Origin of the sequence: Pedobacter antarcticus (assembly GCF_900112985.1) — a bacterium.
Lineage (GTDB): Bacteria > Bacteroidota > Bacteroidia > Sphingobacteriales > Sphingobacteriaceae > Pedobacter > Pedobacter antarcticus.
In genome coordinates, this window is the sequence record NZ_FONS01000001.1 from 1,088,581 (window position 1) to 1,107,121 (window position 18,541).

At 41.3% G+C, this 18,541-nt stretch carries 18 protein-coding genes and 2 tRNA genes; 10 read left to right on the forward strand and 10 right to left on the reverse strand.

The features are described from left to right. Window positions 1–8: 8 nt before the first annotated feature. From BM192_RS04930 to BM192_RS04940, 3 genes are all read right to left on the reverse strand, one after another. Window positions 9–1,160, reverse strand: a complete 1,152-nt coding sequence (locus tag BM192_RS04930; protein ID WP_037443479.1) for a prolipoprotein diacylglyceryl transferase — start codon at window positions 1,158–1,160, stop codon at window positions 9–11. A 20-nt stretch (window positions 1,161–1,180) separates the two neighbouring features. Next, window positions 1,181–2,503, reverse strand: coding sequence for a tRNA (N(6)-L-threonylcarbamoyladenosine(37)-C(2))-methylthiotransferase MtaB (mtaB, locus tag BM192_RS04935; RefSeq protein ID WP_037443477.1), 1,323 nt, complete (start codon window positions 2,501–2,503; stop codon window positions 1,181–1,183). 120 nt (window positions 2,504–2,623) lie between these two features. Beyond that, window positions 2,624–3,193 carry a UbiX family flavin prenyltransferase gene (locus BM192_RS04940; RefSeq protein WP_037443475.1) on the reverse strand — a complete coding sequence of 190 codons (570 nt, stop codon included), beginning with the start codon at window positions 3,191–3,193 and terminating at the stop codon, window positions 2,624–2,626. 436 nt (window positions 3,194–3,629) lie between these two features. Here BM192_RS04940 and BM192_RS04945 point away from each other — a divergent pair. The 3 genes from BM192_RS04945 to BM192_RS04955 all read left to right on the forward strand — a co-directional run bounded on the left by BM192_RS04945 (window position 3,630) and on the right by BM192_RS04955 (window position 5,593). Next, window positions 3,630–3,706: transfer RNA gene (locus BM192_RS04945), tRNA-His, on the forward strand. Window positions 3,707–3,876: 170 nt separating this feature from the next. Further along, window positions 3,877–5,397, forward strand: a complete 1,521-nt coding sequence (locus BM192_RS04950; protein ID WP_037443473.1) for a glycoside hydrolase family 43 protein — start codon at window positions 3,877–3,879, stop codon at window positions 5,395–5,397. Window positions 5,398–5,517: 120 nt separating this feature from the next. Further along, window positions 5,518–5,593 (forward strand) — tRNA-His (locus tag BM192_RS04955). 134 nt (window positions 5,594–5,727) lie between these two features. On the opposite strand, the gene BM192_RS04960 is transcribed toward BM192_RS04955, so the two are convergent. Beyond that, window positions 5,728–6,624 (reverse strand): helix-turn-helix domain-containing protein, encoded by an 897-nt coding sequence (locus tag BM192_RS04960; RefSeq protein ID WP_037443471.1) that lies wholly within the window; start codon window positions 6,622–6,624, stop codon window positions 5,728–5,730. Window positions 6,625–6,828: 204 nt separating this feature from the next. Between BM192_RS04960 and BM192_RS04965 the strand changes: the two genes are divergently transcribed. The 5 genes from BM192_RS04965 (at window position 6,829) to BM192_RS04985 (ending at window position 11,795) form a co-directional block, all read left to right on the forward strand. Further along, window positions 6,829–7,812, forward strand: a complete 984-nt coding sequence (locus BM192_RS04965) for an aldo/keto reductase (RefSeq protein WP_037443470.1) — start codon at window positions 6,829–6,831, stop codon at window positions 7,810–7,812. A gap of 160 nt (window positions 7,813–7,972) precedes the next feature. Next, window positions 7,973–8,491 carry a nuclear transport factor 2 family protein gene (locus BM192_RS04970; protein ID WP_037443469.1) on the forward strand — a complete coding sequence of 173 codons (519 nt, stop codon included), beginning with the start codon at window positions 7,973–7,975 and terminating at the stop codon, window positions 8,489–8,491. An 85-nt stretch (window positions 8,492–8,576) separates the two neighbouring features. Further along, window positions 8,577–9,017, forward strand: a complete 441-nt coding sequence (locus tag BM192_RS04975) for an RNA polymerase sigma factor (RefSeq protein ID WP_051760156.1) — start codon at window positions 8,577–8,579, stop codon at window positions 9,015–9,017. After that, entirely contained in the window at window positions 9,014–9,610 is a 597-nt protein-coding gene (locus BM192_RS04980; protein ID WP_037443468.1) for a cupin domain-containing protein, read from the forward strand. The genes BM192_RS04975 and BM192_RS04980 overlap by 4 nt, the downstream gene beginning before the upstream one ends. 91 nt (window positions 9,611–9,701) lie before the next feature. Then, on the forward strand, window positions 9,702–11,795 hold the full coding sequence (locus tag BM192_RS04985; protein ID WP_070808224.1) for an ATP-binding protein: 2,094 nt from the start codon (window positions 9,702–9,704) through the stop codon (window positions 11,793–11,795). On the opposite strand, the gene BM192_RS04990 is transcribed toward BM192_RS04985, so the two are convergent. Then, on the reverse strand, window positions 11,778–12,164 hold the full coding sequence (locus BM192_RS04990) for a winged helix-turn-helix transcriptional regulator (RefSeq protein WP_037443467.1): 387 nt from the start codon (window positions 12,162–12,164) through the stop codon (window positions 11,778–11,780). The genes BM192_RS04985 and BM192_RS04990 overlap by 18 nt on opposite strands. 93 nt (window positions 12,165–12,257) lie before the next feature. Between BM192_RS04990 and BM192_RS04995 the strand changes: the two genes are divergently transcribed. Further along, window positions 12,258–12,998 carry an SDR family NAD(P)-dependent oxidoreductase gene (locus BM192_RS04995; protein WP_037443466.1) on the forward strand — a complete coding sequence of 247 codons (741 nt, stop codon included), beginning with the start codon at window positions 12,258–12,260 and terminating at the stop codon, window positions 12,996–12,998. Here the strand turns inward: BM192_RS04995 and thiD are convergent. Both thiD and BM192_RS05005 read right to left on the reverse strand, forming a co-directional pair. Beyond that, window positions 12,995–13,828 carry a bifunctional hydroxymethylpyrimidine kinase/phosphomethylpyrimidine kinase gene (gene thiD, locus BM192_RS05000; RefSeq protein ID WP_037443465.1) on the reverse strand — a complete coding sequence of 278 codons (834 nt, stop codon included), beginning with the start codon at window positions 13,826–13,828 and terminating at the stop codon, window positions 12,995–12,997. The two genes, BM192_RS04995 and thiD, sit on opposite strands and share 4 nt — an antisense overlap. Window positions 13,829–13,841: 13 nt before the next feature. Further along, window positions 13,842–15,278: an aminotransferase-like domain-containing protein gene (locus BM192_RS05005; RefSeq protein ID WP_037443463.1), complete on the reverse strand. Its 1,437-nt coding sequence runs from the start codon at window positions 15,276–15,278 to the stop codon at window positions 13,842–13,844. Between the two features lie 91 nt (window positions 15,279–15,369). On the opposite strand from BM192_RS05005, the gene BM192_RS05010 reads away from it, so the two are divergent. After that, window positions 15,370–15,879 (forward strand): GNAT family N-acetyltransferase, encoded by a 510-nt coding sequence (locus tag BM192_RS05010; protein WP_037443461.1) that lies wholly within the window; start codon window positions 15,370–15,372, stop codon window positions 15,877–15,879. On the opposite strand, the gene BM192_RS05015 is transcribed toward BM192_RS05010, so the two are convergent. The 3 genes from BM192_RS05015 to BM192_RS05025 all read right to left on the reverse strand — a co-directional run. Beyond that, complete coding sequence (locus BM192_RS05015; RefSeq protein ID WP_037443459.1) at window positions 15,876–16,412, reverse strand: N-acetyltransferase; 537 nt, start codon at window positions 16,410–16,412, stop codon at window positions 15,876–15,878. The genes BM192_RS05010 and BM192_RS05015 overlap by 4 nt on opposite strands. Window positions 16,413–16,495: 83 nt before the next feature. Further along, a complete protein-coding gene (locus BM192_RS05020; RefSeq protein ID WP_037443452.1) occupies window positions 16,496–17,908 on the reverse strand; it encodes an aminotransferase-like domain-containing protein in 1,413 nt (470 codons plus the stop codon). 359 nt (window positions 17,909–18,267) lie between these two features. Next, on the reverse strand, window positions 18,268–18,541 hold a 274-nt coding region (locus BM192_RS05025; RefSeq protein ID WP_139218405.1), incomplete at its 5' end, for an integrase core domain-containing protein.

An 18,541-nucleotide genomic window follows, 5' to 3' on the forward strand; every position in this document is an offset into this window, starting at 1 on the left:
CGCTTAGATTAAGATGTTTCTTTATTTCCTTTCCGGACTGCCGATACCACCATCAGTAAACCACTGATAAACAATAAAGCAGAAATCAATTCGGCCTGTGTAAATGCAATTCCAGCGACATGATACTTGGTATTGACACGGATCAGTTCTACAAAGAACCTTTCCATACCATTCATCATCAGATAAATACCAAACAACATTCCGGGTAATTTGATGCGCTCACGGATTCTCCAGAGCACCAGAAATAAGATAAAACAAACTATAACTTCGTATAAAGGCGTCGGATAAACAGGTAAAGGAAGTTCCATACAGAAACGTCCAGTACAACCGGGAATCTGCACACCTTCCATCGCAACGTTATTAGGATAAGTATATGCCCACAGCCAATCAGGAAGCCAGTTAAATGGTTTGGCGTGTGTATTTACGATCCCCCAGTCGCCATCACCGGAAAGGTGACAGCCAATCCTGCCGACGCTATAGGCAAGCATCATACCGGGCCCGCCGACGTCCAGCATATGCAACGGTTTAATTCCATTTTTCCTGGCAATATACAATACAGCAGCACCACCACAGATCAGTCCGCCATAAAAGGTAAGGCCACTGAAAGACAAAAGTCCGCCAATCGGATCCTGAACAAAAGTATCCCAATGCTCAAGGTTATCAAAAATCTTCGCACCTAAAAACCCCCATACCGCAGCCCAGACAATCATATGCCCCATGAGTTCGTGCGGATGAACAGTAATTTTTACCTGTTTAGGCTGAGCGAGCTTATATTTTCCCTTTTCTTTGTAATCCCAGTATACGAATAACGCTGCCAATAAGATACCCCCGATGATATTGCCTTTCAGAGAAAGTAAAACCGACTGTGCATCATTTACAAACAGTCTGTAATTCAGCAATGCATAAATCAGTTTATACCCTATTAGAAAACCGAACAATCCATTAGAAATCATTTCAGTTAATGTCGCAGGCTGCCCTATAGTTTCTACACGGGTAACCGGATGTAGTATACCAAGCGCTTCTTTTCTTTGTAATTCTTTAGTAAATGCCCAATAACCAGCAATAAATGCGAGCGCTACAAATACACCGAAAGTATTAAAGGGCAGGGGGATATCAATCCCAAATGCATATGATAAGAAATGAGAAACGGTAGGGAACATAGTTCAGGTTTTATACTTTATTAAGAGTGGCTGTAAACAGTTTCCAGTTCCATAACCTCCATCTCACCATCAGCGGCTAACCCCACTAATTTAACGGTTTTAACTTCGTTTACCATTACAGGATCATACTTAGCTTTTACTTTAACATAATTTCTGGTGAAACCGTGCATGTAACCACTTTTCTGATCATCCTCAAACAACACCTCTCCTGTTTTGCCAACTTGTGCAGCGTAGAAAGCACGTCTCTTTTTCTCAGAAAGGATGTGGAGCATTTTATTTCTGTCGGCACGTGTGCTACCAGTAACGCTACCCTGCATTGCGGCGGCTTCTGTCTGCTCTCGCTCAGAGTAAGTAAAGACATGGAGATAAGAAACATCCAATCCATTCAAAAACTCATAAGTTTCCAGAAAATCTTCTTGGGTCTCACCTGGGAATCCAACGATAACATCTACACCAATACAGCAATCTGGCATTTGCTTTTTAATGGCAGCTACCCTTTCTGTATATAAATCCCGACGGTAACGTCGCTTCATTAGCCCGAGGATTTTATCCGATCCCGATTGCAAAGGAATATGGAAATGTGGAACAAACTTTTTTGAATTAGCGACAAAGCTTATAATTTCATTACTGAGCAGATTTGGCTCGATAGAGGAAATCCTAAACCGGTCAATCCCTTCCACTTCTTCCAGCGCCCGGACCAGATCAAAGAATTTATCTTCACGCTGCCCTTCACGGATACCAAAATCTCCGAGATTCACACCCGTTAAAACAATCTCTTTTACACCGCTTTCGGCAATCTGACGCGCACGGTTTAATACATTTTCTATTGTATCACTCCTGCTTCCACCTCTTGCCAGTGGAATAGTGCAGTAAGTACATGGATAATCGCAGCCGTCTTGAACTTTTAAAAAAGTACGTGTACGGTCTCCAATGGAGTAGGCTGCAATAAAATTATGATTTACCTTTTCAATATCCTGCTGATGAATAACTGCTTTTGGATTTTTGGTCAGGTCTGATATATATTCTACAATACGAAACTTTTCTGCCGCCCCCAATACCATATCTACACCTTCTATCTCTGCGATTTCTGTAGGCTTAAGTTGTGCATAGCAACCCACAATAGTCACATAGGCATGAGGTGCATACTTTAAAGCCTCTTTAACAACCTTACGGCACTTTTTATCTGCATGCTCCGTAACAGAACATGTATTTATTACATACACATCTGCACCGTCTGTAAAGTCGACTACAGTATAACCTGCATCAGTAAATAGACGGCCTATAGTTGAAGTCTCCGAAAAGTTTAACTTACAACCTAATGTATAAAATGCTACTTTCTTCATTCGTATTCGTCTGCTGGGGCTTTTCCTGATGGAACAGTACCGAACCCCACGGGTTTTAAAGCTGCAAAGATAACCTTTTACACGGGCTTACAGAATACAATAGCTGGGTGGATTGTCAAATTAGTTTTCCTCATTCCAGCGAAAACTATCCATCTCCAGACCTGCCAGATCTATAACCCTGCTGACGACCGACTGAGCAACTTCTTCAATTGTCTTTGGAATATGGTAAAAACTAGGATTGGCCGGGCAAATAATACCACCAGCCTCGGTTACTGTCTTCATGTTATTAATATGAATCAAGCTAAATGGCGTGTCGCGTACGACGGCAATTAGTTTACGTCGTTCTTTTAAGATCACATCGGCAGCCCTGGAAATCAAATCATTGGAAATTCCATGAGCGATCCTGCCTAATGTTCCCATTGAGCATGGTACAATAATCATTGTATCGAATTTGGCCGATCCTGATGCAAATGGTGCATTAAAATCCATTTTATGATAAAAATCGAAAGGATAGTTATCGTAATCTGAGTTGCCTAGTTCGAAGCGCCAGACTTCTTTTGCATTGTCTGACATCACCACACCTACCTTAGCAATCTGGTCAGTTAGTGTTAACAAATTATCAAAAAGGAGTTTGGCATACACAGATCCGCTCGCACCGGTTACAGCAACAATGATTTTTTTCTTTTGCATAGCGTGCTAAAGATACGGAAAGCGGTACAAAAAAAAGGGCTGGAAATAAATTTCCAGCCCTACATCTACCTATGAAAAACATACCCTTAAAAAGGGTAAGTTCAAATGTAATATTCTTTTGTATATAAAAAGAAAGATTGAACAGTTTTTTAGATGTAAAAGCGTAAAAATGTTAAACAAGAATACCAGAAGATAAAATATTGTTTAACTAGCAAACACAACAATACACAGGACACTAAATACGCAGATAAACGATCGGGTAATAAGCTATGGCTGTAATAATTCCTTTTGAACAACTAAATTATGCGCAGCAGCTATTGAAACCTACAAAAATTAATATACTGGTACTGAATAAATTAAAACTCATTTCAAATATATTCTCCTAAATATTTGACAAGCTCATTTAAAACCGTACTTTTGTCAACAGAAAAACATGGTGGTTTTAGCTCAGTTGGTTAGAGCATCGGTTTGTGGTACCGAGGGTCGTGGGTTCGAGCCCCATATTCCACCCCAAATTTTCAAAAGCAGTCTTCACAGACTGCTTTTTTTTTGTCTATAATTCCCAATTTATCCTCAGCGCTTAACAAAGCATATCCACGAGCAGTCTGTAATATTCGGATTTATCATTATCACGTTTAGAAATTTAGCTAGGGATTTGTATTAATTAAAATTAGTTTAGCTAAATGAGAATACGCCAACGCCTATTACTGCTTGCTGCAGTTCACTTAATTCTTCTATCAAATGTCGTGTCTGCACAGAACGCCATACATCCAGTAATTCCCGGAGACTTTGCCGATCCTTCAATTATTCGCGCAGATAACAAATATTACGCGATAGGCACTTCCTCGGAGTGGGCACCCCACTTTCCGATATACACCTCTTCAGATTTGATTAACTGGAAACAAACGGGTTACCTTTTTGACAAAGCGCCAGCATGGACAATGGGGTCTTTCTGGGCACCAGAATATGATTATCACGATGGAACTTATTATATCTACTATACAGCCAGAAGAAAGAAAGATCAGATTTCCTGCATTGGAGTAGCCACTTCGAAATATCCAGATAAAGGATTCGTCGACCATGGTGTCATTATAGATCACGGAAAAGAAGCAATAGATGCCTTTGTTTTCCTGGATAAAGGAACAAGGTATATGACTTATAAAGCTTATGGGCTGGATGACAGACCAATTGAGATCTTAGGAGTAAAACTATCAAAAGATGGATTACGTTCCGAAGGTGAACCCTTTTCTATGTTAAAAGATGATCAGCGGAAGGGCTTGGAAGGTCAGAGTATTTTAAAAAAGGACAACTATTATTACCTTTTTTATTCTGCCGGAAATTGCTGCGGTATACAATGCGACTATAATGTCGGGGTTGCCAGATCAAAGTCGTTTGAAGGACCTTATGAAAAATACGCTGGAAATCCACTATTGGCTGAAAATGCGTCCTGGAAATGTTCAGGCCATGGCACATTTGCAGAAGGAGCAAATGGAAAATTATACTATCTATATCATGCTTACAACAAACAAACAGCCCTATTTTCCGGTAGACAAGGAATGCTGGCTGAGCTGATATGGCCTGGACAAAATGAATGGCCTTTGTTAAAAGAACAATCCGGTCCGGAGTTAAATCCAGATATAAAACTGTCCTTTAAAAATTCGTCTCTAGATTTGGGCTGGCAATGGGATTTCCGAAATTCAGGCACTCTTGTTTCACAAAACGCTGAAAACCTCCATTTATCAGGCAAAGTAAATGACGATAATTTAGCCGGTATTGCGTTAACAAGGAGACCGGTTTCCGGCGTATTTGAAGCCCTAACAACAGTAGTAAATTCCAATAACGCATTAAAAGGATTAACCTATTATGGAGATGCAACTGCCGCAGTCGGTGTAGGTGTGACTGGAAATACAGTCCAGTTCTGGTCTGTCCAAAATAAAGCAAATAAAATATTAGCCTCGGCACACCTGCCAACTAATGAACAGGTACAACTTAAATTGAAAACTACAGCTGACCTTAGAATTACAGCATTTTTCAAACAAGGAAATCAAGAATGGCAAGAACTTAAAGTTACAGAAGAACCTAAAGCCGAATCTTTAACCCAATGGGACAGAAGCCCACGTATCGGGCTTCATTTCAAAGGCAAACCTGCAGAAGAAGCAGTATTCTCTTCATTTGATTTAAAATATATGCCTCAGCAGAATTAAAAACTACTGTTCACCAAACACTTAACCATACAACAGCCTTTAAACGGGTTTAAATCAAATTTTTTTGTAAAAAAATTTAAAATGATCCGTCAAAATTGTATTTTTGCCTTATTAATAAACGGTGGTTTTAGCTCAGTTGGTTAGAGCATCGGTTTGTGGTACCGAGGGTCGTGGGTTCGAGCCCCATATTCCACCCATTAGCCCTTTAAGATATCTTAAAGGGCTAATTTGTTTTTAGGGAATTTTCAAATCATTGTATACGACCCGCTAAGGCCTATTTTTGGTTCGATGCAGCCAAGTTTTATAGCTACATAAACTTCGGTATCAGGGTTAATTCAACAATCTATATTCATTCGGGGAAACGCCAACGTGCTGCTTAAAGGAACGGCTAAAATGTTGTGGGTATCTGTAGTCCAATTCATAAGCAATTTCGCTGACGGTTTTGCTCACATCAAATACCTTTTCCTTTGCAATATCCATTACTTTCATCTGGATATATTCTTGTGCAGATTTTCCCGTTTCCTTTTTGATCAGGTCGCCGAAATAATTGGGCGATAGATTCAACTGTTCTGCACAATACGCCACTGATGGCAATCCTATTTCTTTTGGTCTTTCAGAACTAAAGTAACCATTGAGCAGCTCTTCAAATTTATGCAGTATGCCCTTATTAACGTTTTCCCTTGTAATGAACTGCCGGTCATAGAACCGCACACAATAGTTCAACAGAAGTTCAATATTACTTACAATTAGTGTCTTGCTGTGCTTGTCTATATTGCTTTGAAGCTCTCTTCGGATCTTACTATAACAATCGTAAATTAATCTTCTCTCGCTTTCAGAAAGATGGAGGGCTTCGTGCACCTCATATGAAAAGAAATTGTATTCACCAATATTTCTGCCAAGGGAAGTGCCTTTGATCAGATCTTGGTGGAACACAAGCGCAGTCCCTTTGGGCTGATAAAGTTCACCGTTGTTCTCTACGCCTATGACCTGACCAGGTCCTACAAACACTAAGGTTCCCTCTTCATAATCATAATAGTTGCAACCATACTGGAGGTCTCCGCATTTGACCTCCTTAAGAAAGACTGCATAGAACCCATAATTTGATTTACGGTTCTGCCTTTCATCGGCCTTGGAGAGGTCAACAATATTCACTAATGGATGAAGCGTTTCATTATTGTTCATTGCGCTGAACTGTCCAACACTATCGATCCTGATCACTTTTTCCATATCATTTCTAATTTCTTCACCAAATATACACCCTCAATCGGTGTCTGCGACCTAATGCAATGCGAATCAGTAATTATGGTATAACATGCAGTAATCCATATAACAATTAAGGTTAGAAAGTTGGTGAAATTTGTACCATCGAAGCGAAAAGAAAAAGGATCATCTTAAAATCTGTAGCAACAATATTTTAAATATAGTAGAATTATGAAAACAAGAAAATTGGGAAACGACAGTCTTGAAGTATCCTCACTTGGACTTGGTTGTATGGGACTAAGTTACGGATACGGCCCGGCAACCGACGAAAAGCAGGCGATTGACCTGATCAGGTCCGCCTATGAAATGGGTATCACTTTCTTTGATACGGCAGAAGCGTATGGACAGGGAGCGAACGAAACACTTTTGGGGAAAGAGGTCAAACCTTTCCGTGAAAAAGTCGTGATCGCTACCAAATTTGGATTTGTGGATGGCGATCCATCAAAAGGACAGGATAGCCGTCCGGAAAGGATCAGACAGGTGGCTGAAAATTCGCTGCGCTATCTGCAGACCGATTACATTGATCTTTTTTATCAGCATCGTGTGGATGTTAACGTTCCCATTGAAGAGGTAGCCGGAACAATACAGGAGCTTATCAAGGAAGGAAAGATCAGGCATTGGGGACTTTCAGAGGCTGGCGTTGATACGATCCGCAAAGCACATGCTGTTGAACCTGTTACAGCCTTGCAGAGTGAATATTCTTTGTTCTTCCGCGATACCGAGAAGGAAATTATCCCTGCACTCGAAGAACTGGGTATAGGTTTCGTTACGTTCAGTCCGCTTGGAAAGGGATTCCTTACAGGAGCGATCAATGAACAAACTAAATTTGACGCCAGCGATTTCCGTAATATAGTGCCCCGTTTTTCAGAAGAAAACAGAAAGGCCAATCAAGCCCTGGTCGATCTTTTGAAAATTATTGCAGATGAGAAACAAGCTTCTCCCGCACAGCTTGCCCTTGCATGGCTCTTGGCCAAAAAACCCTTTATTGCCCCTATCCCAGGTACCACAAAACTGCATCGTTTGCAGGAAAACGTTGGTGGTGCGGAAATCAACCTTTCGGCGGATGATCTTAATAAGATTGAAGAAGCAATATCGCATATTGAGATTGTAGGTGCCAGGTATCCACAACATCTGATGAGCAGGGTTGGAAAATAGATTAAAACCATAGATTATGAATCTGTTCTATCTAAAATACGGCTTTAGTTTTCGCAATATTGATCTTCCTTATCGTTTATCTTTCCCGAACAAACAATACAAAGGCAGTTGCCGAGGTAGCCAGTAATAAAGGTTGGGAATCCAGTATTAAATTAGAATTATGAAATCAAGAATATTATTTACAGTGTTGATTTTTCTATCAACTTTAACATTTGCCCAAAAAATGGGAAAGAAAAATTTAGAACAAAGAGTTGCGGCCATCGAGGACAAAATGGCGATTAAGTATGTGGTAGATGAGTTCTCGAACCTGGCCGATACAAAAGAAATAGAAAAGCAGGTAATGCTCTTTACCGAAGATGGCGAGGTTGTATCAATCTCTGGTGGAAAGCCCTCAACGCCGTTAAAGGGCAGAAAACAATTGCAACAGGCTTTTTCTGCATTCCTCTCCAATTTTCATACTGTCTACCATCAGAATGCACAACAGACTATCGATCTACAGGGAGACAAAGCCGAAGCAACAAGTTATTGCCGCGTGATATTGGTGGGCAATCAAAACGGGAAGGAATCGAAAACAACGCTATATACCATTTATAAAGATTCGTTTGTGAAGGAGAATGGAAAATGGTGGATTAAGCATCGTACATCCAATTTTGTACATAGGGAACAAGTTGACCTGTAAAGGCAAAAGAAACTGATAACTTGTCTTTTTGTTCATTTTTAGGCCGGCATCTCCTCTACAAGATTAAATATATATCTTTAATACCATGCATCCCCCGGACAGAAAAGAAGAAGAAGACAAGATCGAGGCTCTCCTCAGACAAAGACATTTGTCGGGAGTAGTATTACTTTTTGACACTTATGGTGCAGCTATTTACGGTGTTATTATTCGTCTAGTTGACGACAAAATAATAGCTGAAAAGCTATTGTCAGATACCCTGATCAGCATTTATATTCGTATAGGAGACTATAAACCTGAATTCTCTACATTTTTCACCTGGGTCATAAAGGTAGCCAGATCTACAGCGAAAGATTATATCTTTGCCGACGGTAAGTCTAATAAAGACCATTGCCATGAAAGTGTTTTCGACCTTGTAATTAACCAAGGCGTTTCTATTGAAGCCATTGCTAAGTTATTCTCGATGACAAATACAGCGTGCAAAATAGAGTTAAGGAAAGAAATTAAGATAAAAACTAAACAACTGTGAACCTGCAAACCTATATCGAAAGTGGTATTCTAGAGCTGTATGTGCTTAACATGCTGGATGAGACCACTAATGCAGAGGTACAGGAAATGATCTTGAGATTCCCTGAATTGGCCGAAGAAACAGTATCTATCGAGAAAGCTCTCGAGAATTATGCCCTGCAAAATGCAATAGAACCTTCAGCAGATCTTAAGAGAAAGATTGAACAAAAGCTGTTCGGGTCAGATGAAATTTTAAGTAAGAATGAAATCATCCCGATCAGTGAACTGTCCGATTATCATAAATGGTATGATCTGGTTACCGCACATTTCCCACACGCTTTACAAGCAGAGAATTTTGCCGAATTAATTGCTGAAAACGATGAATTGAAGCAACTGCTCGTTGTTTCCTCATTTGATATAGAAGAGGAAAGTCATGCCGATGAATACGAGAGTTTTCTGATTTTAAAAGGGCGTTGCAGATGTACTGTAGATAATCATGTGTTTTATCTTGAGCCAGGCGGATACACTCAAATACCGCTGAAAACAAATCATCGCGTTGAGATTATTGATGGCCCGGTTATGGCTATTGTACAGTACAGATCTGCATTATCCTAATAAAAACATAATAATCCCATTCTGTATAAACAACTGTGCAAACAATTAAACGATTTATATCTTTATACTGCACGATATTATCTCCGTTTTTATGATCGAAAATACCTTTGGGATGAATATCATTCCTGAGAATGATATAGAAAGATTAGCTGCATTGCAAAGGTACAGAATCATGGATACGCCCTCAGAAGCATCCTTTGACAATCTGGCAAAATTGTGTGCTAAAATATTTAACGTCCCGATTTCTTTAATTTCCCTTGTAGATGCCGAACGTGTATTTTTTAAAGCAAATATCGGCATGGGTACCGCTAAGGAAGCAAACCGGGGTAAGAGCCTTTGTGCGCTGGCTGTGTTGAACACCGACATAACTGTTTTCCAGGATGCATTGAAGGAACCATGCCTGATTGCTAATCCAAACGTCGCAGGAAATTTCGGTTTACGTTTTTATGCCGGTGCACCTTTGATCACACATGATGGATTTTTGATTGGGACACTTTGCATCATAGATAAACAGCCCAGGTCATTTTCCAAACAGGAAGAAGAAATACTCTCTGGTCTTGCTACTGCCGTAATGGATCAGATCGAACTGCGCATCTCTGCACTTGACGAAATTCAGAATCATAGGGAAACAAATCTGCTGCTTTCTGAACAACAGGAAGAATTACAGGTTATGAATGAAGAACTAACCTCCTCCAATGAAGAACTCCGGTTATCACAAGAAGAGTTAATAGTACTCAACAAGAACCTAGCTGAGAGTGAATCCAGATTCAGAAACCTGATTAAAGAATCCCCTACTGCTATCGCCATTCTGAAAGGCCGGGAATTGATTATCGACTGTGCGAACGACACTATCCTTAAGATGTGGGACAAAGATACTGCTGTTCTTGGAAAACCATTACACCTAGCCCTCCCCTCAATTCAGGAGCAGACGATTTATAATTTTCTGGACCAGGTATATCTGAGCGGCGAACCACATTACGGAAATGAAGCCAGACTTTCCCTTCCACATGGAGAAACGCTTAAAGAAGTATACGTAAACTTTACCTATCAGCCAATAAAGGGCGTTGCAGGGGGCAGAGACCTAATGATTGTAGCCAATGAAGTGACAGAGCAGGTTATTGCAAGAAAAGCTGCTGAAGATCTCAGTGAACGCCTTAAAATTGCACTCGACGCCAGTAAATTAGGCTCAACCGAGGTTGACCTGGCAACCGGGATTATGCAGAGCACCGATCAGTTTAAGGCAAATTACGGTTATACGAAGGAGGAATCTTTTAATTACCCTGACCTTTTTAATACAATGATACCGGAATATCGCGATGGGGTAAAAAAACTAGTCCAGGAAGCAATCGATAATAATTCCGTTTACAGTGCCGAATATCCAGTCAAATGGCGGGATGGGTCTATTCACTGGATCAGCGCACGTGGACGCGCCCGTTATGATATAAATGGAAAAGCGAACCGTATGGTCGGAATGACAGCAGATATCACCGAAAGTAAATTATTTGAACAACGTAAAGATGATTTCCTGAGTATAGCCAGCCACGAACTAAAAACACCTGTAACCAGTTTAAAAGGAGCACTGCAATTACTTGACAGAATAAAGGAAAAACCTTTTACCCCAATGCATATCAAACTCATTGAGCAGGCCAACAGAAGTATGGATAAAATGAGTGTTCTTGTAGACGACCTACTGAATATGAACCGCTTGACAGAAGGGAACCTTAAACTGCAGAAAAGCACATTTACTATCTCCGAGATGTTAAACCTTTGCTGTAACCATGTGCGTATGGAAGGAAAGTTCGAACTGATCGTCGAAGGAGACAAGGATCTGCAGGTGTACGCCGATGAACACCGGATAGACCAGGTGGTGGTGAATTTTGTGAATAATGCAGTGAAGTATGCCGCAGATTCCGAAAAAATCTATCTGAAAATAGATAAAATAGATCAATATGCAAGGATTTCAGTGAAAGATCAAGGGCCCGGCATCCCAGCTCATGTCTTACCCCATCTATTTGACCGGTATTACCGGGTAAACCACGACAGCCAGAATTACACTGGACTAGGGTTGGGATTATATATCTGTTCAGAGATTATTAAAAGACATGATGGAGAAATAGGTGTCGAAAGTGAAATAGGAGCTGGCAGCACTTTCTGGTTTACTTTACCTTTATTCCCCAACACTTAACAATTCGATAGACCCGGCATCAATCTGATCGCGGTATTTATTTCCCCATTCTGACATGGCATCCAGCATAGGCTTCATAGTTCTTCCAAGATCAGTCAGTTGGTATTCGACTCTTGGTGGAACTTCCGGGTAGACAATTCTTTGAACAATCCTGTCCTTTTCCATCTCTCTGAGCTGTGCGACAAGCATCCGTTCCGAAATGCCATCTATAGCTTTTTTAAGCTCACCATAACGCATAGTCCCGTAAGCAAGCCGGCAAAGAATAGCTGGCTTCCAGCGCCCCCCTATCACTGACATAGACAGGGCCATACCACAGCCGTCATTGATCATTTTTTCATTCAAAGCATTCGTTGAAGTCTCTTTTCTCATTTCTTACTATTTTGTTAGTACCTAACAATCAAACGTATACATACAAAGATAATAGTATATACGGTACTTTTGTTGAAATTTTAATTCAGTGTTATGAAAAACTTGACAGATAAGATCGCATTTGTTACCGGCGGCAGCCGTGGTATTGGTGCAGCAATCGCTAAAAGATTAGCAGATGAAGGAGCGACAGTTGTTTTAACTTATTCCAGTTCACCGGAAAAAGCAGATGAAATTGTCCGGGAGATCATTCAGGGCGGAGGAATTGCGACTGCAGTTAAAGCAAACGGATTAAACGCAGATGAAGTTACCGGAGCAGTAGAAGCAACCATAAGTAAATATGGAAGAGTAGATATTCTGGTTAACAATGCAGGAATCTATGTAGGCAAAGCATTTGAAGAACATACGCTGGCAGATTATAATGAGATTATGACGGTTAATGTTCAAGCTGTATTTGCAGCTTCTTTAGCCGCAGTAAAGGCAATGCCGGCAGGAGGAAGAATCATTAATATTGGCAGTAATATGGCAGAACACGCGCTGGGTCCGCAGACCACATTATATACCATGAGCAAATCTGCATTACAAGGGTTTACACGTGGCCTTTCCCGTGATTTGGGAAAACAAAATATTACTGTGAACCTGGTTCAGCCAGGTCCGATAAACACTGACATGAATCCTGCTGATGCGCCATTAGCAGATTTTCTGCGAAGCCATATGGCCTTGCCCGATTATGGTGTCCCTGCAGATATTGCCAGTATGGTTAACTATCTGGCCTCAGCAGAAGCAAAGTACATTACGGGCTCGTTTCTGACTGTAGATGGCGGATTAAATGCCTAAACCTTTTTTTTAATTAATTTCAGAGGCCCGAAGAAATGATTCAGCGGGCCTCTGCCCTTTCCGGTCTTTACATCCTTACCATGTAGAATGGCCTGATGGACATAAGCAATACCAGACTCGACGGCAAAATTTAAACCTTCGCCTCTGGCTATAAAAGCGGCGATTGCGGCAGATAATGTACAACCGGTACCATGTGTATTATCCGTATCTATTCTTTCGGTATGAAACAATTGTCTGCTTTGATCTGCATTAAATAAAACAGAGGTTAGCTGTCCCGATGGTAAATGGCCACCTTTTAACAGAACTGACGGACAACCCATATCCGTGATCCTTCTAGCTGCTATTTCCATTTCCGAAATAGAATTAACCTTTGTATTGGTTAATACCGCAGCCTCATCAAGATTAGGGGTAACCAGAGCTATCAGCGGGAAAAGTTCTCTGATCATCGCTGAAATGGTTTCCTTCTGCATTAAGTGATCACCACTGCTGGCAACCATTACCGGATCATAAATTATTGGAATACCCGGATAAGCACGCAACACATTACAAATAACCATCAGTACTGCCTCATCAGGGATCATTCCTATTTTAATTGCATCTGGTCTTATATCTTCTAAAACAGTCTCCAGCTGCTGCTTTACAACCGCAGCGGGGATCAGATGCACAGCCTTTACGCCTGTTGTATTTTGCACAGGTAAGGCCGTCAGAACAGAAGTAGCGTAACAACCTAACGCGGAAATCGTATTGATATCTGCCTGGATCCCGGCTCCCCCACTGCCGTCGAAACCCGCAACAGTTAAGACTACCGGGTATTTGTAGGTATGCATCATATTATGAATTATTTCAATTATTCAATTTGTTAGTGGTTTTCCCCAGCATTTTTGCCAGATGACCAATAGTTTTTAACGCCTGCTCAAGTTGTGGATTCCAGGGTAGGCCAAAATTAAGACGCATACAATTACTAAATTGCTTTTCCCGGGTAAATAACTGTCCCGGCGCAATACTAATTCCCAACCTGATAGCCTGCTTAAAAAGTTGCAGTGTATTTATTTCAGAATCAAATTCTACCCAGAGAAACAAACCTCCCTGAGGCTGACTTAAACGGGTACCTTCAGGGAAATACCTGCCAATTACATCCGAGTACTGTAGGTAATTGGCATAAAGGGTCTGCCTTAATTGTTTAAGATGCTTTTGATAATAGCTTGTCTCCATAAATCCGGCAATTGCTTCTTCAGTTAAACTTGCAGAACAAACCATGAAACTTAATTTCAATTGTAGTACTTTTTCCCTGAATTTCCCTGGCGCAATCCAACCAACCCGGTAACCAGGTGCAATGGTCTTGGTAAATGAACTGCAAAGTAACACTAAACCACTGCTATCATAACTCTTACAGGTATCAGGTCTTTGTTTTCCGAAATAAATATCTCCATAAATATCATCTTCGATCAATGGAATTTGAAATCGTTCAATTAGTTTGACCAGATGCTCCTTATTAGCTGGCGGCATCAGACCGCCCATCGGATTACTAAAATTACTAACCACAATAATCGCCTGAAGCTGCCGTTTTTGCAAAATGCATTCCAGCATCTCCAGGTCCGGTCCGGTAAGTGCATGACAAGGTAATTCTACAAGTTTTATTCCTAAACTCCTGGCCAGGCCCGAAAGACCAAAATAATATGGACTCTCCACACCTACCCTGTCACCGGGGCTGGTCGTAGCCATTAAGGCTAGAGCGAGTGCATTGTTACAACCAGAAGTAGTAATTAAATCATCAGGTTTTAAGCTACCTAAATGTGGGGCATGCCTAATAACCTGCCTCCGGAGCTTCTCGTTCCCTTGAGTTTCGGTATAAGCAGTTCCTCCGCTTTCAAGATTCCGCGCAGCCTTAACCAATTCTTTATTCAATCTGGCAACCGGTAACAGTTTGGAAGAAGGTGCGCCATAAGAGAATTTAATGTGTCCGGTACCGGCCGTACTGAAGATTTCCTCAGCCAGTTTATCGAGGTTCTGAGCTGATTCTTTACCCGCAGGCTGGCTCGAAAAAGGTAAAGCGGCAATCCGTCCGGAAAGACGGCTGACAAAATAGCCGGAACGGTCACGCGATTCGGCATATCCGCCCGCCTGCAGTAGATCATATACACTTAAGGCGGTACTCTGGCTAATATCATGATCCGTGCAAAGCCTTCGCAGAGAGGGTAATTTATCTCCCGGCAGTAATACTTTACCTTTAATCTGATCTTCGAGAATCATGGCAATATTCTCATATTTATGCTTATTCATCTTTTATACCTCAATCTGCTATGCTCAAATATAACAAAACTGCATCTGCATATACTGATTGATAACGCTCATTTTTGAAATAAAAAGACCCATGGAAATTATAAACAGTACAGCAGCCGATCTGGAAGAAATCTTCAGACTTTATGATTCAGGAACTGAATACCAGAAAAAGGTGGCCGAAAAACATTGGATCGGGTTTGATAGCAAAATGGTGCTCCAGGAAATAGAGGCAAAACAACAGTGGAAATTGATGGACGGAATCCAAATTGCAGGCATTTTCTGCACGACGTTCGACGACCCTGAAATATGGCAGAAAAAAAATGAAGATCCCGCAATCTATCTGCACCGGATAGTCACCCATCCCGACTACAGAGGCAAAAACCTGATTCGGCAAATCATTTCCTGGGCAAAAGATCATGCTGTTGAGCATCACAAGAAATACATCCGTATGGATACCGGAAGCGGAAATGACAAACTCAATAATTACTATATCAGTCAGGGCTTTGATTATCTTGGTATCACAACTATTCCGCTCACTGCAAACCTGCCGGCACACTATAAAGGTGCTTCTTCGAGCCTGTTCGAAATAGCTTTGGGTTAAGCTTTCGCCAGATTTTCCTTTTCCCTGATCAAATAAACGGAGTCCAGAGGCAAACCATCCATTTGGGCATCTTGTTCGAGCCTTACGAATCCTGATTCTTCAAAAAATGAAAGCAGCGGATTACTTTCATATTCATTAATCCAGATAAAACTATAAGATCGGCAAACTGCCAGGCATTTATCCATTAATGAAGCCCGGACTTCCGGCGTAGAATAATCTTCCAGTAAGCCAAAATCAGCGATACAGATCCTGGTCTGGCTATCTGGGAGTTCAGGACTTTTTCCTTTGGAGGTAATTCTTGCGTATCCAGCAGGCTGGTCATCAGCGTAAACGACAAGCCATTGATTTGACATGCTATTCACTTCAGTAATTAAAGTCTTCTCCGTATAATTTTCTTCAATATAACTTTGCAGTAAATCTGCCTGGATTAAGCCTGAGAACTTGGCTAATGCAATATTTTTAGTCAGCAGCATCAGGGTATCGATTTCATCCCCGGTGACCACTGTAAATTTTGTTTTTATGTGTTGATACATCTTTTTCTATTTAGCTGCAATTTACGCGCTCTGTTGCTGCTTAAACAGTACAGATTCTTAAAGAATTGCCAGTACAGTATCTTTTACGCCAGACGAACGGCAGAAATTCCAGCCCGGGCAATAGCGTCCTTTCTTTCCTGCGTGTACCGGTCGGCAAATACAATTCTGAAATACTGCTGATACTGCCCGCTAAAAGAAAAAGTGTAGCCCGGTGTAAATTTCACGCCACTTGTTGCGCAAGCCAGATAAAATTTGTCTACCGGAACGGAGTCCGGTAACCTGACCCAACCATGATAACCTCCGGCGGGCCTGGTCATATGTGTACCTTCAGGAAAAAAATCAGATAGTAGTGTCAGAGTCTGATGTGCATTTTTAGCCAGATAATTCCGAAATTTCCGAATATGACGATCAAAGCTGGAAGTACTGATCAGTTTATACACGGTCTCCTGATAAATAGGTGAAACCGTACTACCCAGCGCAAATCTAATCTGCTCAGCCCGCCCCAGGAACTTCCCGGCTGAAAGCCAGCCCAGTCTTATTCCGGGAGCCAGCGTTTTTGAAAAAGAACTGTAAGTCATTACTATACCTGACTGATCAAAACTTTTAATCGTCGTGGGTCTCGGCCCCGAATAGTTCAGATCTCCGTAAACATCATTTTCAATCACCGCAAAACCCTTTTCCAATGCTATGCTCAGCATCGTTTTTTTCTGCACATCGGTTAGCTGCGTGCCAGTTGGATTATGAAAATTCGGAGTAACCATTACTGCCTTTATGTCGTTTACCAAACAGGCCTTTCGAAGAAAATCGAGATCAAACCCATAAATAGGGTCTACCGGTATTTCGATGACTTTTAGCCGGAGTACACGGATCACCTCGAGTGCCGAAAACACACAAGGACTTTCCAATGCAATCACGTCACCAGGGCTGCATACAGCAGATAAAGCAATATATAAAGCTTGTAAGGCTCCGTCAGTAATTAATAATTCTTCTGGATTTAAGATCGTCTGATTTGCCGCTGCCCGTTCTGCCAGGCTTTGCCTTAGCAAAGAACTACCCGCAGCCGGATAATACTTCAGCAGACCTAATCCCGATTCTCTGATGACCTGCTGCATAGTTCGCAGAATCAGTTTTTGTGGTATCAACAAATCGCCGGGAGCTGCGACGTTAAACTCGTTAACCCTGGATCCGGTGTATGAATATGTCGTAAGAGATAACTGATCTTCAAAAACTGCATCCCGGACTACCGGCCTCTCTTTCTTTATTCCCTTATGAACCTTTACCTGACTATCCAGCACGTAATATCCCGATCGTGGTATACTTTCAATCAGGCCCCTCGCAACCAGATCATCATATCCCTGCTGAACCGTACTTGTGCTTAATTTGTAGGTCTCTTTAATTTGGCGCACTGCCGGCAATTTAAATCCCGGCTTGTAAAGCCCTACCCGAATGTTTTCCTGTATAACTGAGGTAAATATCTCAAATTTATAAGCCTTCATAACGCACTGTACTATTTGTTTTTTCAAATTTACTCTTCTGTACCGGAAATGACGTATCTGCTAAATACGGAAATCTCATTTAATCGAATGCTGCCAATATTTCCAGCTTATTCGGCATACTACAGGTTATGATTTAATCTGTTTTTCTTTTGTTGTTCTTCGGGGTTGCGATACCGTTGCCATACCCTTGGCATACCCTTCCTTTACCCAAAGGGTATACCAAGGGTATGGCAACGGTATCGCAACGGTATACCAAGGGTATATCAACCCGCCTGAAATCAAACAAAAATGCGGCTGTGTCTTATACTGAAAGTACTTGATAGATTAGGGTAACTCAATTTAATATTCCTGAATTTACTTTATTCTGTAACTGGTATTCCTGAATTTACTTGTGAGTGGTTCAAATAGTCCTGATTTTGCTTGGGAGTGCGCGGCTCTACATAGGCATGTTTGTACTGTGGTGTCTTCAATCCACAGCTGAAATGCGGGCGGAGATAATTGTATTTGGATATGGCTGATTCTACTTGTTTTTTGGCCTGCTCAAAGGAGCCGAATGTTTCATGGAGACCAAACTCTGTCTTGAGTATACCATTAATTCTTTCGGCAATTGCATTGTCGTATGGACTACCAGAT

What these genes read in the sequence shown, in the direction of transcription:
- mtaB (WP_037443477.1), bottom strand. Translation starts at nt 2,503, where the DNA reads ATGAAGAAAGTAGCATTTTATACATTAGGTTGTAAGTTAAACTTTTCG.
- BM192_RS04960 (WP_037443471.1), bottom strand. Translation starts at nt 6,624, where the DNA reads ATGGAAAAAGTGATCAGGATCGATAGTGTTGGACAGTTCAGCGCAATG.
- BM192_RS05010 (WP_037443461.1), top strand. Translation starts at nt 15,370, where the DNA reads ATGGAAATTATAAACAGTACAGCAGCCGATCTGGAAGAAATCTTCAGA.
- BM192_RS04965 (WP_037443470.1), top strand. Translation starts at nt 6,829, where the DNA reads ATGAAAACAAGAAAATTGGGAAACGACAGTCTTGAAGTATCCTCACTT.
- BM192_RS04985 (WP_070808224.1), top strand. Translation starts at nt 9,702, where the DNA reads ATGATCGAAAATACCTTTGGGATGAATATCATTCCTGAGAATGATATA.
- thiD (WP_037443465.1), bottom strand. Translation starts at nt 13,828, where the DNA reads ATGATGCATACCTACAAATACCCGGTAGTCTTAACTGTTGCGGGTTTC.
- BM192_RS04930 (WP_037443479.1), bottom strand. Translation starts at nt 1,160, where the DNA reads ATGTTCCCTACCGTTTCTCATTTCTTATCATATGCATTTGGGATTGAT.
- BM192_RS04940 (WP_037443475.1), bottom strand. Translation starts at nt 3,193, where the DNA reads ATGCAAAAGAAAAAAATCATTGTTGCTGTAACCGGTGCGAGCGGATCT.
- BM192_RS05020 (WP_037443452.1), bottom strand. Translation starts at nt 17,908, where the DNA reads ATGAAGGCTTATAAATTTGAGATATTTACCTCAGTTATACAGGAAAAC.
- BM192_RS04975 (WP_051760156.1), top strand. Translation starts at nt 8,577, where the DNA reads ATGCATCCCCCGGACAGAAAAGAAGAAGAAGACAAGATCGAGGCTCTC.
- BM192_RS04970 (WP_037443469.1), top strand. Translation starts at nt 7,973, where the DNA reads ATGAAATCAAGAATATTATTTACAGTGTTGATTTTTCTATCAACTTTA.
- BM192_RS05005 (WP_037443463.1), bottom strand. Translation starts at nt 15,278, where the DNA reads ATGAATAAGCATAAATATGAGAATATTGCCATGATTCTCGAAGATCAG.
- BM192_RS05015 (WP_037443459.1), bottom strand. Translation starts at nt 16,412, where the DNA reads ATGTATCAACACATAAAAACAAAATTTACAGTGGTCACCGGGGATGAA.
- BM192_RS04950 (WP_037443473.1), top strand. Translation starts at nt 3,877, where the DNA reads ATGAGAATACGCCAACGCCTATTACTGCTTGCTGCAGTTCACTTAATT.
- BM192_RS04995 (WP_037443466.1), top strand. Translation starts at nt 12,258, where the DNA reads ATGAAAAACTTGACAGATAAGATCGCATTTGTTACCGGCGGCAGCCGT.
- BM192_RS04990 (WP_037443467.1), bottom strand. Translation starts at nt 12,164, where the DNA reads ATGAGAAAAGAGACTTCAACGAATGCTTTGAATGAAAAAATGATCAAT.